This window comes from Nonomuraea glycinis (assembly GCF_035920485.1).
Taxonomy (GTDB): domain Bacteria; phylum Actinomycetota; class Actinomycetes; order Streptosporangiales; family Streptosporangiaceae; genus Nonomuraea; species Nonomuraea glycinis.
In genome coordinates, this window is record NZ_CP109166.1 from 1387899 (window position 1) to 1401038 (window position 13140).

The 13140-nt window shown below is 70.2% G+C and carries 10 protein-coding genes; 3 read left to right on the top strand and 7 right to left on the bottom strand.

Going from position 1 to position 13140, the window contains the following annotated elements; all coding sequences use genetic code 11:
- Positions 1 to 9: 9 nt before the first annotated feature.
- Positions 10 to 870 carry a 16S rRNA (adenine(1518)-N(6)/adenine(1519)-N(6))-dimethyltransferase RsmA gene (rsmA, locus tag OHA68_RS06390; protein ID WP_327106748.1) on the bottom strand — a complete coding sequence of 287 codons (861 nt, stop codon included), beginning with the start codon at positions 868 to 870 and terminating at the stop codon, positions 10 to 12.
- A gap of 70 nt (positions 871 to 940) precedes the next feature.
- Here rsmA and OHA68_RS06395 point away from each other — a divergent pair, with 70 nt between their 5' ends.
- On the top strand, positions 941 to 2809 hold the full coding sequence (locus OHA68_RS06395; RefSeq protein WP_327109470.1) for a serine/threonine-protein kinase: 1869 nt from the start codon (positions 941 to 943) through the stop codon (positions 2807 to 2809).
- Positions 2806 to 4008: an FG-GAP repeat protein gene (locus tag OHA68_RS06400; protein ID WP_327106749.1), complete on the top strand. Its 1203-nt coding sequence runs from the start codon at positions 2806 to 2808 to the stop codon at positions 4006 to 4008. The genes OHA68_RS06395 and OHA68_RS06400 overlap by 4 nt, the downstream gene beginning before the upstream one ends.
- Positions 4009 to 4098: 90 nt before the next feature.
- Here OHA68_RS06400 and OHA68_RS06405 read toward each other — a convergent pair whose 3' ends face one another.
- The 4 genes from OHA68_RS06405 to OHA68_RS06420 form a co-directional block, all read right to left on the bottom strand.
- Positions 4099 to 5019, bottom strand: a complete 921-nt coding sequence (locus OHA68_RS06405) for a resuscitation-promoting factor (protein ID WP_327106750.1) — start codon at positions 5017 to 5019, stop codon at positions 4099 to 4101.
- A 79-nt stretch (positions 5020 to 5098) separates the two neighbouring features.
- The gene (locus tag OHA68_RS06410) at positions 5099 to 5953 is read right to left on the bottom strand and encodes a TatD family hydrolase (RefSeq protein ID WP_327106751.1); all 855 of its coding nucleotides are present in this window, start codon (positions 5951 to 5953) and stop codon (positions 5099 to 5101) included.
- A gap of 61 nt (positions 5954 to 6014) precedes the next feature.
- Entirely contained in the window at positions 6015 to 7796 is a 1782-nt protein-coding gene (gene metG / locus OHA68_RS06415; protein WP_327106752.1) for a methionine--tRNA ligase, read from the bottom strand.
- 45 nt (positions 7797 to 7841) lie between these two features.
- The gene (locus tag OHA68_RS06420; protein ID WP_189141987.1) at positions 7842 to 9071 is read right to left on the bottom strand and encodes a glycosyltransferase; all 1230 of its coding nucleotides are present in this window, start codon (positions 9069 to 9071) and stop codon (positions 7842 to 7844) included.
- A 187-nt stretch (positions 9072 to 9258) separates the two neighbouring features.
- On the opposite strand from OHA68_RS06420, the gene OHA68_RS06425 reads away from it, so the two are divergent.
- Positions 9259 to 10758: a glycosyltransferase family protein gene (locus tag OHA68_RS06425; protein ID WP_327106753.1), complete on the top strand. Its 1500-nt coding sequence runs from the start codon at positions 9259 to 9261 to the stop codon at positions 10756 to 10758.
- Here OHA68_RS06425 and OHA68_RS06430 read toward each other — a convergent pair.
- A complete protein-coding gene (locus OHA68_RS06430) occupies positions 10652 to 12196 on the bottom strand; it encodes a dolichyl-phosphate-mannose--protein mannosyltransferase (RefSeq protein WP_327106754.1) in 1545 nt (514 codons plus the stop codon). The genes OHA68_RS06425 and OHA68_RS06430 overlap by 107 nt on opposite strands.
- 52 nt (positions 12197 to 12248) lie before the next feature.
- Entirely contained in the window at positions 12249 to 13118 is an 870-nt protein-coding gene (gene rsmI, locus OHA68_RS06435) for a 16S rRNA (cytidine(1402)-2'-O)-methyltransferase (RefSeq protein ID WP_189145101.1), read from the bottom strand.
- Between the last annotated feature and the right edge of the window lie 22 nt (positions 13119 to 13140).

The following is a 13140-nucleotide window of genomic DNA, read 5'->3' on the forward strand; positions in this document are numbered from 1 at the left end:
GGGAGCGGGTCACGGCTTGTGCTCGGCGATCCTGGCGAAGGCGTGCACGTCGAGTTGTTCACCCCGCGCGGATGGGTCCACCCCCGCCGCTCGAAGCGCCGTCTCCGCCTCCGCCGGGCTTCCCGCCCAGCCCGCCAGCGCGGCCCGCAGCGTCTTGCGCCGCTGCGCGAAGGCCGCGTCCACCACCGCGAACACCTCCGTACGGCTGGCCGTGGTCGGCGGCGGCTCCCGGCGGGTGAGGGAGACGAGGCCCGAGTCGACGTTCGGGGCCGGCCAGAAGACCGTGCGCCCGACCGGGCCGGCCCGGCGTACGTCGGCGTACCAGGCGGCCTTGACCGACGGGATGCCGTACACCTTGGACCCGGGCGCGGCGGCGAGCCGGTCGGCCACCTCCGCCTGCACCATCACCAGTCCCTTGCGCAGCGATGGCAGCGCCTCCAGCATGTGCAGCACCACCGGCACCGCCACGTTGTAGGGCAGGTTGGCCACCAAGGCGGTGGGCGCGAACCCCCCGAGATCGGCGGCGGAGATCTTCAGCGCGTCGGCGGCCAGAACGGTGAGCTTGTCGGCGAGGCCGCGCTCGGCGACGGTCAGGGGGAGCTGGGCGGCGAGCACCGGATCGATCTCGACGGCCACCACATGACGGGACTCGGGCAGCAGCGCGAGCGTGAGGGAGCCGAGGCCGGGACCCACCTCGATGACCACGTCGTCGGGCCCCACACCGGCCACGCGGACGATGCGCCGGACGGTCCCCGCGTCGATCACGAAATTCTGGCCTAGCTTTTTAGTCGGGCGCAGATCTAGCTTGTCCGCCAAAATACGTATTTCTGCCGGGCCCAGAAGCCTCATCATCCAACCAGTCTCCCGCATCGAAGAACCTGTGATGGCGGACGGGGACGGGATGAGGGGAGGATGGGTGAAACGAGAAGGGACGATCCTCATGGAGCCAACGGGCGCTGCCCCGCTACGCCCGACGGACTTACGGGAGATCGGCCCGTACCGGCTACTCGGGCGATTGGGCGAGGGCGGTATGGGGACCGTGTTTCTCGCTCGGGCGCCGACGGGGCGGTTCGTCGCGGTCAAAGTGGTCAAGGCCGAGTTCGCGAATCAGGAAGGGTTCGCGGTCAGATTTCACGCCGAGGTGGAGAACGCGCGCCGCGTGGCGTCGTTCTGTACGGCGCAGGTGCTGGACAACGGCAACACCGGCGACGGCCGGCCGTACATGGTCACCGAGTACATCGCCGGCACCCCGATGTCGGACCAGATCACGAAATATGGGCAGCTTGATCCGGGACCGCTGCACGGCGTGGCGTTGGGCGTGGCGGCGGCGCTGGCCGCGATCCACGTCGCCGAGCTGGTGCACCGCGACCTTAAGCCGGCCAACGTCATCCTGTCGTTGTCGGGCCCGCGCGTGATCGACTTCGGCATCGCCAGGGCGCTCGACCGGGAGACGGGGTTCACCCTCTCGGGCGAGCTGCTGGGCAGCCCCGGCTGGTGGGCCCCCGAGCAGGTACGCGGCGAGATGGTCACCCCGGCGGTCGACATCTTCGCCTGGGGCTGCCTGATCGCCTACGCGGGCAACGGCCGGCACCCTTTCGGTCGTGGCGACCCCATCACGCTGGCCACCCGGGTCCTGCACACGCCGCCGGACCTCGGCTCGCTGCCCGCGCCGCTCGACGAGCTGGTACGTCGCGCGACCGCGATGGAGCCGAGCGAGCGGCCCACGGCCCAGGAGTTGCTGCTCGCGCTGGTCGGCGGCGGCGCCAAGCCGGCGCCCGTGACGGACAATCCACCGACCCTGGTGGCCGACGAACTGCTCACCGACTGGGAGCCGCCGCAGAACGTCGTCGACAAGCCGGACATCACGGCCACGTTCGCGACACCACCACCCCGCGACGCCACCCGGATCGAGCAGCCGGCCGCCGAGATCTCCGCGCAGGGCTCGGCGCAGAGCCTTGAGCGGAGTCCTGTGCATAGGTCCGCGCAGGGCCCTGAGCAGAGTCCTGCGCAGAGCTCCGTGCGGAGCCTTGAGCAGAGCCCTGCGCAAAGCTCCGTGCAGAGCCTTGAGCAGACTCAGGAGCAGCCCAAGAAGCAGCCCAGGAAGCAGAAGAAGCAGCCGCCGGAGCCGCCCCAGGAGCCGCAGGTGTCGGCGGCGGAGCTGGCCCGGCGGGAGGAGGCGGCGGCCCGCGAGGAGCTGGCGAGCTGGCAGGCGAGCACCGCCCCGCCGGAGGTGCGGCCCACGCCCACGATCCCCCCGCCCGACGACGCCACCGGTCCCACCGGCCAGCGGCCGCGCGGCACCCGCTGGCTGATCGCGGCCGCGGCGGCGCTGCTGGCCATCACCGTGACGGGAGCGGTCCTGATCGTGACGTCCAGCCGCAACAACGCCGGTTCCGGCGTCACCGCGACCGCCTCCCAGGCCGCGGCCGACCGGCCGAACGACGTCGGCCGCCGATTCGCGCTCGGCGAGGTCTTCGACGACCCGATGGTGATCGTGTCGAGCGCCCCCGAGTGCGGGCTCAAGGAGTTTCAGGACAAGACCCAGACCCAGGGCCAGCTCTGCGTCGTGCGCTGGACCATGGTCAACCCGGGCGGCAAGCTCAGGGAGATCGGCGACCCCGTCGTCAGCATGCGCGACGACCGGGGCGCCCGGCACGACCCGCTCGACGGCCCGCCGCCGGTCGCCGCGATCGCGCCGGGCGACCGGATCGACGGGGTGTTCGTGTTCGACGTGCCGCTCTACCGCCGGCCCGTGGAGCTGTCGGCGACCATGCTGAAGGACGGCAAGCAGATCGAGGTCAAGCTGTGAAGGTACGTGCGACGCTGTCGGTGCTGTTACTCGGCGCCGCCGCCTGGCTCGCCCCGTCGGCCGCCACCGCCACCGCCGCGGCCTGCGCCGGAGCGAGTGACTTCGACGGCGATGGCGTGGACGACGTGGCCGTGGGCGACCCGTTCGCGGAGGGTCAGCGGGGTGCCGTGCATGTGCTGTCCGGCGGGAAGGTGGTCCCGGTGACCGTGCCCGACCTCGCCGAGGGCGACGGTTTCGGCTGGTCGGTACGGCTGGCGAAGGTCGACGCCGACGCCTGCGCCGACCTGGTCGTGGGCGCCCCGTACACCGATGTGGACGGGCGCAAGGACGCCGGGGCGGCGTACGTGATCTATGGCGGCGGCGCGGCGGCGCCGCAGCGGATCGTCGCGCCCGACGCTCAGCGCGGCGCGCGGCTGGGCTGGTCGCTGGCCGCGCGGGGGGACCTGGTGGCGATCGGCGCGCCGTACGAGGATGACGGGGATGTCGCCGACGCGGGCGCGATCTATGTGCGCAAGGGCACGGGCGAGCTGAGGAGGATCAGCCAGCAGTCCACGGACGTGCGGGGCAACAGCGAGGTGGGCGACCAGTTCGGCTGGTCGCTGGCCATGGGACCGGGCAACGGCCTGGTCGTCGGCGTGCCGTACGAGAACGACGACGGCGTCGGCCAGCAGGTGGACGCCGGCAAGGTGGACGCCGGCTCGGTAGTGGTCATCGAGGACGTGCTGGCGGGCGAACTGGCGACCGTCAAACTGGACTCGCCGACCGCCGCCTCCGACGACAAGTACGGCTACGCGGTGGCCTGGGTGGACGGCGTGGGCCTCGCGGTGGGCGTTCCGGGCCCGGGTTATGTCCAGATCTACGACGACGAACTGGAGCCGGCCAGGCGGGTGCGGCAGTCGGGCACGGAGGCGTTCGGCTTCTCGCTGGCGGCCTCGGCGGACGGCAGGCTGGCCATCGGCGCCCCCTACGGCGGCAGCGTCCGGATCGTCACGGCCCGGGACGGCAAGGACGTCAGGCGGTTCGCGCCCGCCGTCGGGCTGTTCGGCTATGCGCTGGCCTTCAGCGGCAACAAGCTGGTCATGGGCCAGCCGGACGCGCTCCCGTACGGCAAGGTGTCGGTGGCGGCGCGTAACTCCGACGAGCTGGCGGTGGTGCAGCCGCAGAAGGGGGCCGACTTCGGCGTGTCACTGGCCGGTTGACGAGCCGCCGTCGGGCCGCTCACGAGCCGAACAGACACGCGCTGCGGTCGGGCCGCTCACGGGCCGGTTGACGAGCCCCAGCCGACCCGCTCACGGGCCGGTTGGCGAGCCGAACAAGTGCGCGCCGCAGTTGGGCCACTGGCCCTTCCACCGGCCGTCGACCCGCTGGTAGAGGAGCTGCGCCCGGTAGGTCTGCTCCTCCACCGGCCAGGACTGGGGCATGCCGGTGCCGCCCACGAGCTGCCACATCGGCAGGCTGAACTGGTAGAGGCCGTAGTAGGGGCCGCTCGGGTTGTAGGCCAGCGGGTCGCCGCCGGACTCGCACTGGGCCAGCGCCGTCCAGTTCAGCTGCAGGACGGCCGCCTCGATCGGCTCGGTGCGCGGCGGCAGCACGGTGATGAGGGTGCCCTCGGCGGGGAAGGCGTCCGGCTCGGGCCGTACCTGGTAGCCGGGCGGGAGGGGGAGGCCGCTCCGCTTGAGCACCTGGCGCACCGTGCGGGCGGTCGTGGTGGTCCGGTGCCGGGTGCCGTTGGCGAAGACGTACACGGTGCGTCTGGTGTAGACGGTGAGCGCCATGCCCGACAGCGGCACGTGCCGGTGTCCCGGCGCGGACAGCTTGCCGGCCCGGGCGAGGTCGAGCTCGGCCAGCGCGTCGCGCACGGTGGTGGCGGTGACCAGCCGGTTCGTGGTGCGGCCGTCGACGGTCAGCTGGATGGGACGGGCGTGGCGCACCTCGATGCGGGCGCCGTCGACGATCCGCGCCTGCGCGGCGGGCCGTACGAGATCGCGGTCGCCGACCGGCACACCCTGGTCGCCGAGCAGCTCACTGACGGACGCGGCGAAGCTGCGGATCACCTGCGGCTTGCCGTCGACCACCAGCACCACGTCCTTGGCCAGGCTGCCGATGACCGCGAATGCGGTCACGGACAGCAGGCCCGCGACACAGACCACCGGCGTCCACGGCGAACGCCAGGGGATCGTGGGACGCGGCGCACGCCTTCTTCCTCGCACGGGCGACCTCCCGAATACCTGAGGCGCCCGACGCTAGTGACGGCCGTGCGGCCACCCGCGTCACTTCACCGAATGATGGTCACCAGTCGCCGAAGACCGTGATTCCGTTGGCGCTGATGGCCTCGCACAGCTCGTCCGGTTGAACATTCTTGACCTCGGCCAGGCAGCGCAGGGTGAGCGGGATGAGGTAGGGCGCGTTGGGCTTGCCGCGGTGCGGCACCGGCGGCAGGTAGGGGGCGTCCGTCTCGACCAGCATCAGCTCCACGGGCGCGACCCGAGCGGCCTCACGCAGATAACCGGCATTCTTGTACGTCACCGGCCCGGAAAATGACATGAAATATCCGGCTTCCGCACACTTTTTGGCCATCTCGGCGTCGCCGGAGAAGCTGTGGAACACCACCACCGGCGGCGCCCCCTGGGTCACGAGCACCTTCAGCACGTCGTCATGCGCGTCCCGGTCGTGAATGACCAGCGCCTTACCGGTGCGCTTGGCGATCTCGATGTGCGCCCGGAAGCTCTCGTGCTGCTCGTCCTTGGTCGCCCAGTCCCGGAAGTAGTCCAGCCCGGTCTCCCCCACCGCCCGCACCTCGGGCCGCCCGGCCAGCGCCTCGATCTCGGCCAGCGCCTCCGGTGCGGCGGCGTGCGACTCGTTCGGATGGATGGCCACCCCGGCGTGCACGTTCTCGTGCCCGGCCGCCACGTCGGCGTTCCAGCGCGAGGACGGCAGGTCGTAGCCGATCGTCACCAGGCCCGTCACCCCGACGGCCCGCGCGTCGTCCAGGATGCTCCGCACGCTGGCCGAGGCCGCCTGGGCGGCCTGGGCCACCGGATCGCCGGCGGACGCCTGCCGGTCGCCCACCATGACGTCGAGATGACAGTGACTGTCGAACACCGGCGCGGACAGCGGCTCGGGCGCGACGGGAATCTTGCTCACGCACCCCAACGTAACCTGCGGCACCCGCGCCCGGCGCGCGCGGGTGCCCCCGGCCACGGACTCAGTCGGCCAGCCGGGCCAGCTCCTCGTCCACGACCTTCGGGTCGAGCTTCTTGAACAGCGGCACCGGCGGCGCGAGCGGGGTGCCCGGCTTGATCGGCTGGTGCTCCCAGCGGGCCGCCCCGGTGTAGTCGCCGGTGATCACGGGGTAAGGCTCGCCGCCGTCCTCGTCCACCTCGCGGATCTCCGGCATGCCGGACCAGACGCCCTCGCCGCCCAGCATGGCGTGCACCTTGTTGGACGAGCCCGGCAGGAACGGCGTCAGCATGGTCTTGGCGTCGTCCACCACCTGGAGCGCGACGTGCAGGATGGACTTCTGCCGGGCGGTGTCGTCCTTGAGCTTCCACGGCTCCTGCTCGGCCAGATATTTGTTGGCCTCACGAACCACGTCGAGCGCCTCGGTGATGGCGTTCTTGAACCGCGAGCGGCGCAGCTCCGCGCCGACCGGGCCGAAGGCGTTGCGCGAGCGCTCCAGCAGCGCCCGGTCGGCGTCGGAGAGCTCGCCCGCCTCGGGGATCGAGCCGAAGTTCTTGGCCGCCATGGAGACCGACCGGTTGACCAGGTTGCCCCAGGCGGCGACGAGCTCGCCGTTGTTGCGGTTGACGAACTCCTGCCAGGTGAAGTCGGTGTCCTGGTTCTCCGGCCCGGCCACGGCGATGTAGTAGCGCAGCGCGTCGGCGTCGTAGCGGGCCAGGAAGTCGCGCACGTAGATGACGACCTGGCGGGAGGAGGAGAACTTCTTGCCCTCCATCGTCAGGAACTCGCTGGAGACCACCTCGGACGGCAGGTCGAGCGCGCCCAGGGAGCCAGGCGAGCCGTCCCTGGCGCCCACGCCGTTGTAGCCGGACAGCATCGCCGGCCAGATCTCGGCGTGGAAGACGATGTTGTCCTTGCCCATGAAGTAGTAGCCGCGGGCGTCAGGGTTCTGCCACCACTGGCGCCAGGCCTCGGGGTCGCCGGAGCGCCTGGCCCACTCGATGGAGGCCGACAGGTAGCCCACGACGGCGTCGAACCATACGTACAGCCGCTTGTTGGACTGGTCGCGCCAGCCGTCGAGCGGGATCGGCACGCCCCAGTCGAGGTCGCGGCTGATCGCCCGCGGCTGCAGGTCGCCCAGCAGGTTGAGGGCGAACTTGAGCACGTTGGGCCGCCACTCGCCCTGCTTGGCCTGCAGGTAGGTGCCCAGCACCTCGGCGAAGGCGGGCAGATCGAGCATGAAGTGCTCGGTCTCCACGAAGATCGGCGTCTCGCCGTTGACCCGGCTCACCGGGTTGATCAGCTGGATCGGGTCGAGCTGGTTGCCGCAGTTGTCGCACTGGTCGCCGCGTGCCCCGTCGTAGCCGCAGATGGGGCAGGTGCCCTCGATGTAGCGGTCCGGCAGGGTCCGCCCGTTGGACGGGGAGATGGCACCCATGGTGATCTTGGGAAAGATGTAGCCGTTGTCGTAGAGACCCTTGAAGATCTCCTGCGCGATCGCGTAGTGGTTCTTCGTGGTGGTACGGGTGAACAGGTCGTAGGACAGCCCCAGCCCGGTGAGATCCTCGGCGATCACCCGGTTGTAGCGGTCGGCCAACTCCTTGGCGGTGACGCCTTCCTTGTCGGCCTGCACCTGGATGGGTGTGCCGTGCTCGTCGGTGCCCGAGACCATCAGCACCTTGTTACCCGCCATCCGCTGGTAGCGGCTGAAGATGTCAGAAGGCACGCCGAACCCGGAGACGTGCCCGATGTGGCGGGGGCCGTTGGCGTAAGGCCACGCGACGGCGGTCAGAATGTGCTGGGACATGAGTCCAAGCCTACGGGTCACGGCCCCACGTCTCGAACGCGACCGCTAACGCGACTTCGCCGAGTTTCCTTCGCGGGAGATGGCCTCGGCGGCCTCCTCGGCGGCCTCGGCCGCCACGTCGATGGAGGACTCGCGGGTGCGCCGGATGCCCAGGATGCTGATGAACAGCGACGCGAAGATCGTCTGGAAGCTCATGATGAGCGCCGTCGCCGACGGCACGACCAGGCGCAGCGACTCACGCGGGTCCAGCGCGCCGAAGCTGCGGACCTGCCAGTGCACGAGCGACATCACCAGGCCGACCAGGCCGGCCAGCGCCAGCAGGCCGCCCACCACCAGGCCCTTCTCCAGGGAGACGATGTCGATGAGCTTGCGCACCCGTGGCGACTCGGGCAGGAAGCCCTCCTCGGCCGCGTACACCTTCGTGAACAGCGCGAACAGGGCCGCCTGGAAGCCGATCACCACCGCGGCCGACGCGCCGACCAGGGTGTCGACGTCGAAGGCCAGCTCGCCGATCTCGACCGGGCCGAACGTCAGCGCGGTGCCCGCGACCAGGCCCACCACCATCAGCAGGACGCCCGGGATGAAGAACAGCCACTTGGGGCTGTAGAGCAGCAGGAAGCGCAGGTGCCGCCAGCCGTCGCGCCAGGAGCGCAGGTGCGGCGGGCGGGAGCGGCCGTCGGGCGACAGCGTGGTCGGCACCTCACGCACGTCCAGGCCGGACAGCGTGGAGCGGACCACCATCTCGCTCGCGAACTCCATGCCGCCCGTCTGCAGGTGCAGCTTGAGGATCGAGTCGCGGCGGAAACCGCGCAGCCCGCAGTGGAAGTCGCCGATGGCCGACGGGAAGAACAGCCGGCCGACGAACGACAGCACCGGGTTGCCGAGGTAGCGGTGCAGCGGGGGCATGGCGCCGGGCGCGATGCCGCCCTTGAACCGGTTGCCCATCACCAGGTCGGCTCCGTCACGGAGCTGCTCCACGAAAGGCATCAACGAGGTGAAATCGTAGGAGTCGTCGGCGTCGCCCATGATGACGTAGGTGCCGCGAGCGGCCCGGATGCCACCCATCAGCGCATTGCCGTAGCCCTTCTCGTCGACGTGGACCACACGGGCCCCGGCCTCACGGGCGAGCTGCTGAGAGCCGTCCGTGCTGCCGTTGTCGGCGATCAGGACCTCGCCCTCGATGCCGTGCTCGGCCATGCACGCAAGTGCCTTGCGCACACAGACTTCCACGGTCTCCGCCTCGTTGAGGCAGGGCATGACCACCGTCAGTTCCACGTCTCAACCCTTCATTTCACTGCACTTCCGGCACACCATCATGCCCTGTGCCCAGGAATGGTCGGGGCAAGTCCAGGAAACGACTGGCATTCTTTACAGCATGGTGAGCGTCGCGGAGATTACCCATGTGGACCACTCCGCCCCTGGCCGGATGGCTCGCGCGCGGTCTTTCCTGCGCCGTCATCGAGTGTTCGCCGTAGCCTTCGCCCTGGGCGGACTGCTGCGGCTCATCACCATGCTCGGGTACGGCCCGGCGATGTGGTTCAACGACTCCTACGAGTACGTCTCGGTGGCGTTGCATCCCAGGCCACACCCCATCAGGCCGGACGGTTACGGGTTCTGGCTGCTGCTGCTCAAGCCGTTCCACAGTCTCACTCTGGTCACATTGACGCAGCATTTGATGGGGCTGGCCACAGCGGCGCTGATCTACGCGCTGCTGCGCCGCAAGTTCGGGCTGCCGAAGTGGGGCGCCACGCTGGCCGCCGCCCCGGTGCTGTTCGACGCCTACCAGATCCAGCTCGAGCAGCTGATCATGTCCGACGCCATGTTCACGCTGCTGGTCGTGGGCGTGATCACGCTGGTGCTGTGGCACCGGCGGATGTCGTGGCGGGTCGGCGTGGTGGTCGGGCTGCTGCTGGCGCTCACCTGGCTCACCCGCTCGATCGGCCTGCCGATCCTCGCGCTCGTGGTGGTCTACCTGCTCATCAAGCGGACCGGGTGGAAGCCGGTGGTCGCCGTGGTGACCGCGTGCGCGATCCCGGTGGTGGCCTACATGAGCTGGTTCGCGGCGAGCTTCGGCAAGTTCGCGATGACCAACAGCGACGGGCTCATCCTCTACATGCGCACGGCCATCTTCGCCGACTGCGACAAGATGGACATCGACAAGTACAAAGAGGTCGAGTTGGTCCTGCTGTGCATCAACGACCCGGTGCACCAGCGCAAGGACTACGCCCAGTGGTATCTGTGGGGCCAGGGCAGCGGCGACGGCCAGGGCACCGGCGAGGTGCTGCACCGGTGGGGCAGCGGCAAGAAGTTCACCGACATCACCAACGAGGCGGCCAGCGCGTTCGCCACCCGCGCGATCCTGTCGCAGCCCGGCGACTATCTGCGGGTCGTGGCCCGCGACTTCCTGCGCGCCTTCCACTGGGGCCGGCCGCGCTTCCCCGACGCGGCGACGTACAACATGTACGAGTTCAAGCCCTACTACGAGCTGGACAGCACCGGAAATCCCAAGCGGCTGCCCAACTGGCCCTCCTACCAGGGCAGAACCGACACCGACGCGTACGCCTACGAGGCGGGCCCGCCGGAGACCAGGATCGTCTCGCCGTGGGCGGACATCATGTCCGGCTACCAGAAGGTGTTCTACCTGCGCGGCATCATGCTGGGCGGGATCATGCTGGTCGGGGCGTACGGGGTCGTGGTGCGCTGGCGTTCGTTCGGCGGCCCGGTGCTGCTGCCGTGGCTGGGCGCGTTCGGGCTGGTGCTCGCGCCGGCCGCGACGGCCGAGTTCGACTACCGCTATGTGCTACCGGCCGTGCCGCTGGCCTGCATCGCGGCCGCGATCACGTTGCGCGGGGGCGTCACTTGGGGGCGGGCGCTACCCAGGAGTCCATCAGCATCCGTGCCCACCACTCCTGATAAGGGATCGTCTCTGCCGACAGAACCGGATACAGCCACCAGAAATTGATCAGCACGATCAGCGCGAACGCCCCCACGACGGCGGCCCCGGCCGCCCGCCTGGCCGGCGCGGCGTCGGCCCGGCCCAGCGCCAGCCCGGCGCCCAGGGTGAGGGCCAGCACCATGAACGGCACCAGCGGGATCATGTAGAACAGGTACATCGTCCGGTTCTGCGCGGTCGCGTAATAGACCCAGGGCAGCCAGCCCGCGCCGTAGGTGAGCAGCACGGCCCCCGCCCGCCAGTCACGGCTCGCGACGTACCGGACGACGAGGCCGAGCAGGGCCAGGACGGCGCCGTACCAGAGCGCGGGGGTGCCGACCCCCAGCACGGCCTGTGAGCAGCTGTCGGCTCCGCACGCGGAGGGCGGGAGCTCGGCCGGGTAGTGGAAGGACACCGGCCGGAACAGGACCGGCCAGGTCCACGGCTCGGACATGTTCGCGTGGTAGTCGTCCAGTCCGCTGTGGAAGCCCAGCACCTCGAAGTGATACTGCAGCCACGAGCGCACGGAGTCGATGACGAAGAAGGCCGGCCCCGAGGAGGTGGCCTGCTCCCAGTTGCGCCCCCAGCCGTTGGCGGTGGCGAACCAGCCGGTCCAGGTCAGCACGTAGGCGACGGCGGGCACGGCGGTGACCGCGGCCAGCAAGGAGGGCACGTCGCGCGCGAACGTCGCCTTGTAGGGCTCGCGCAGGCCGATGGCGCGCCTGGCGCCCATGTCCCACATCAGGCTCATGACCGCGAAGGCGATCAGGAAGAAGACCCCCGACCATTTCACCGCGCAGGCGGCGCCGAGGCAGACGCCGGCCGCGATCCGCCACGGCCGCGCCCCCAGCGACGGCCCCTGCGCCGACAACGGCGAGGTCTCATACCAGTCGACCAGCCGCTCCCTGGCCCGATCCCGATCGACCACCAGACACGCGAACGCCGCCAGCACCCAGAACATCAAGAAAATGTCCAGCAACGCCGTCCGCGACAACACGAAATGCAGCCCGTCCAACGCCAGCAGCAACCCCGCGAAACACCCCAGCAACGTCGACCGCGTCATCCGCCGCGCCACCCGCGCCAGAATCAGGATCGACAACGTCCCCACCACCGCCGCCGCGAACCGCCACCCGAACGGCGTCATCCCGAACAACCACTCACCCACCCCGATCATCCACTTACCCAACGGCGGATGAGCGACGAAGGAGGCGCACTCGGAGGCGCTCGGACAATCCTTGAAGATGTCCAGGTTGTCGGTGATCAGGCGTTTGTCGGCGATCGGGTTCTCGGCGTCGCCGAGCATGGCCCGCTCCGCGCCGTACTTGAGCAGCGCGTAGGCGTCCTTGGCGTAGTAGGTCTCGTCGAAGACGACGGCCTTGGGCTCCGCGAGCCGGACGAACCGGAGGATTCCGCCGAAGACGGCCACGGCCAGCGGGCCGATCCAGCCCCACAGCGCGCTTTCCTGCATCGCAGGGACAAGGCTCTGCCGTGAAACCCCCCAGTTCCTCACGATTTGCAGCCTATGGCGTTGCCGATCTTCTGTGAACTGCGTCGTAAAGTTCACGTTTCGGCATCCCGGCGCCCTTGGCCACGTCCGCGACGGCGGTCTTGGCCGGCTCACCCGCGGCCACCCGGCGGTCCACCTCGGCCACCAGCGCGCTCACGTCGAGCTCGCCCGCGCCGGCCACATGACCGGCGACCACGATGGTGATCTCGCCCTTGACGCCCTCGGCCGCCCACCCGGCCAGCTCACCGAGGCCGCCGCGCCTGACCTCCTCGTACGTCTTGGTCAGCTCGCGGCAGACGGCCGCCCGGCGATCGGCGCCGAACGCCTCGGCCATCGCCTCCAGGCAGGTGTGCAGCCGGTGCGGCGCCTCGAAGAACACCATCGTGCGCTCCTCCTGCGCCAGACCGGCCAGCCGGCGGGCCCGGTCGCCGGCCTTGCGCGGCGGGAAGCCCTCGAAGCAGAACCGGTCGCTGGGCAGCCCGGAGACGGCCAGCGCGGTGGTGACGGCGCTCGGCCCCGGCAGCGCGGTGACCGTGATGCCCGCCTCGACGGCCAGGTGGGTCAGCCGGTAGCCGGGGTCGGAGACGCCCGGCATTCCCGCGTCCGTGATCACCACCACCGTGCGCCCCTCCTTGAGCGCCTCGACCAGCTCCAGGGCCCGGCCGGCCTCGTTGGCGTCGTAGTAGGACACGACCCGCCCGCCGAGCTCCACGCCGAGCTCGTTGGCCAGTCTGCGCAGCCTCCTGGTGTCCTCGGCGGCCACCACGTCGGCGCTGGCCAGCACCTCCCTCAGCCTCGGCGAGACGTCGCCCGCCTGGCCTATAGGGGCTCCTGCCAGCACCAACCTGCCGTCGTTCGTCACCCGGCCATTGTGGCAGGCCATCCCCTTTACCCCGTGTTTCCTG

Excerpts from the sequence above, each read along its gene's own strand:
- metG (WP_327106752.1), bottom strand. The coding sequence starts at position 7,796 with ATGTCCCAGCACATTCTGACCGCCGTCGCGTGGCCTTACGCCAACGGC.
- rsmI (WP_189145101.1), bottom strand. The coding sequence starts at position 13,118 with ATGGCCTGCCACAATGGCCGGGTGACGAACGACGGCAGGTTGGTGCTG.
- OHA68_RS06430 (WP_327106754.1), bottom strand. The coding sequence starts at position 12,196 with ATGCAGGAAAGCGCGCTGTGGGGCTGGATCGGCCCGCTGGCCGTGGCC.
- rsmA (WP_327106748.1), bottom strand. The coding sequence starts at position 870 with ATGCGGGAGACTGGTTGGATGATGAGGCTTCTGGGCCCGGCAGAAATA.
- OHA68_RS06395 (WP_327109470.1), top strand. The coding sequence starts at position 941 with ATGGAGCCAACGGGCGCTGCCCCGCTACGCCCGACGGACTTACGGGAG.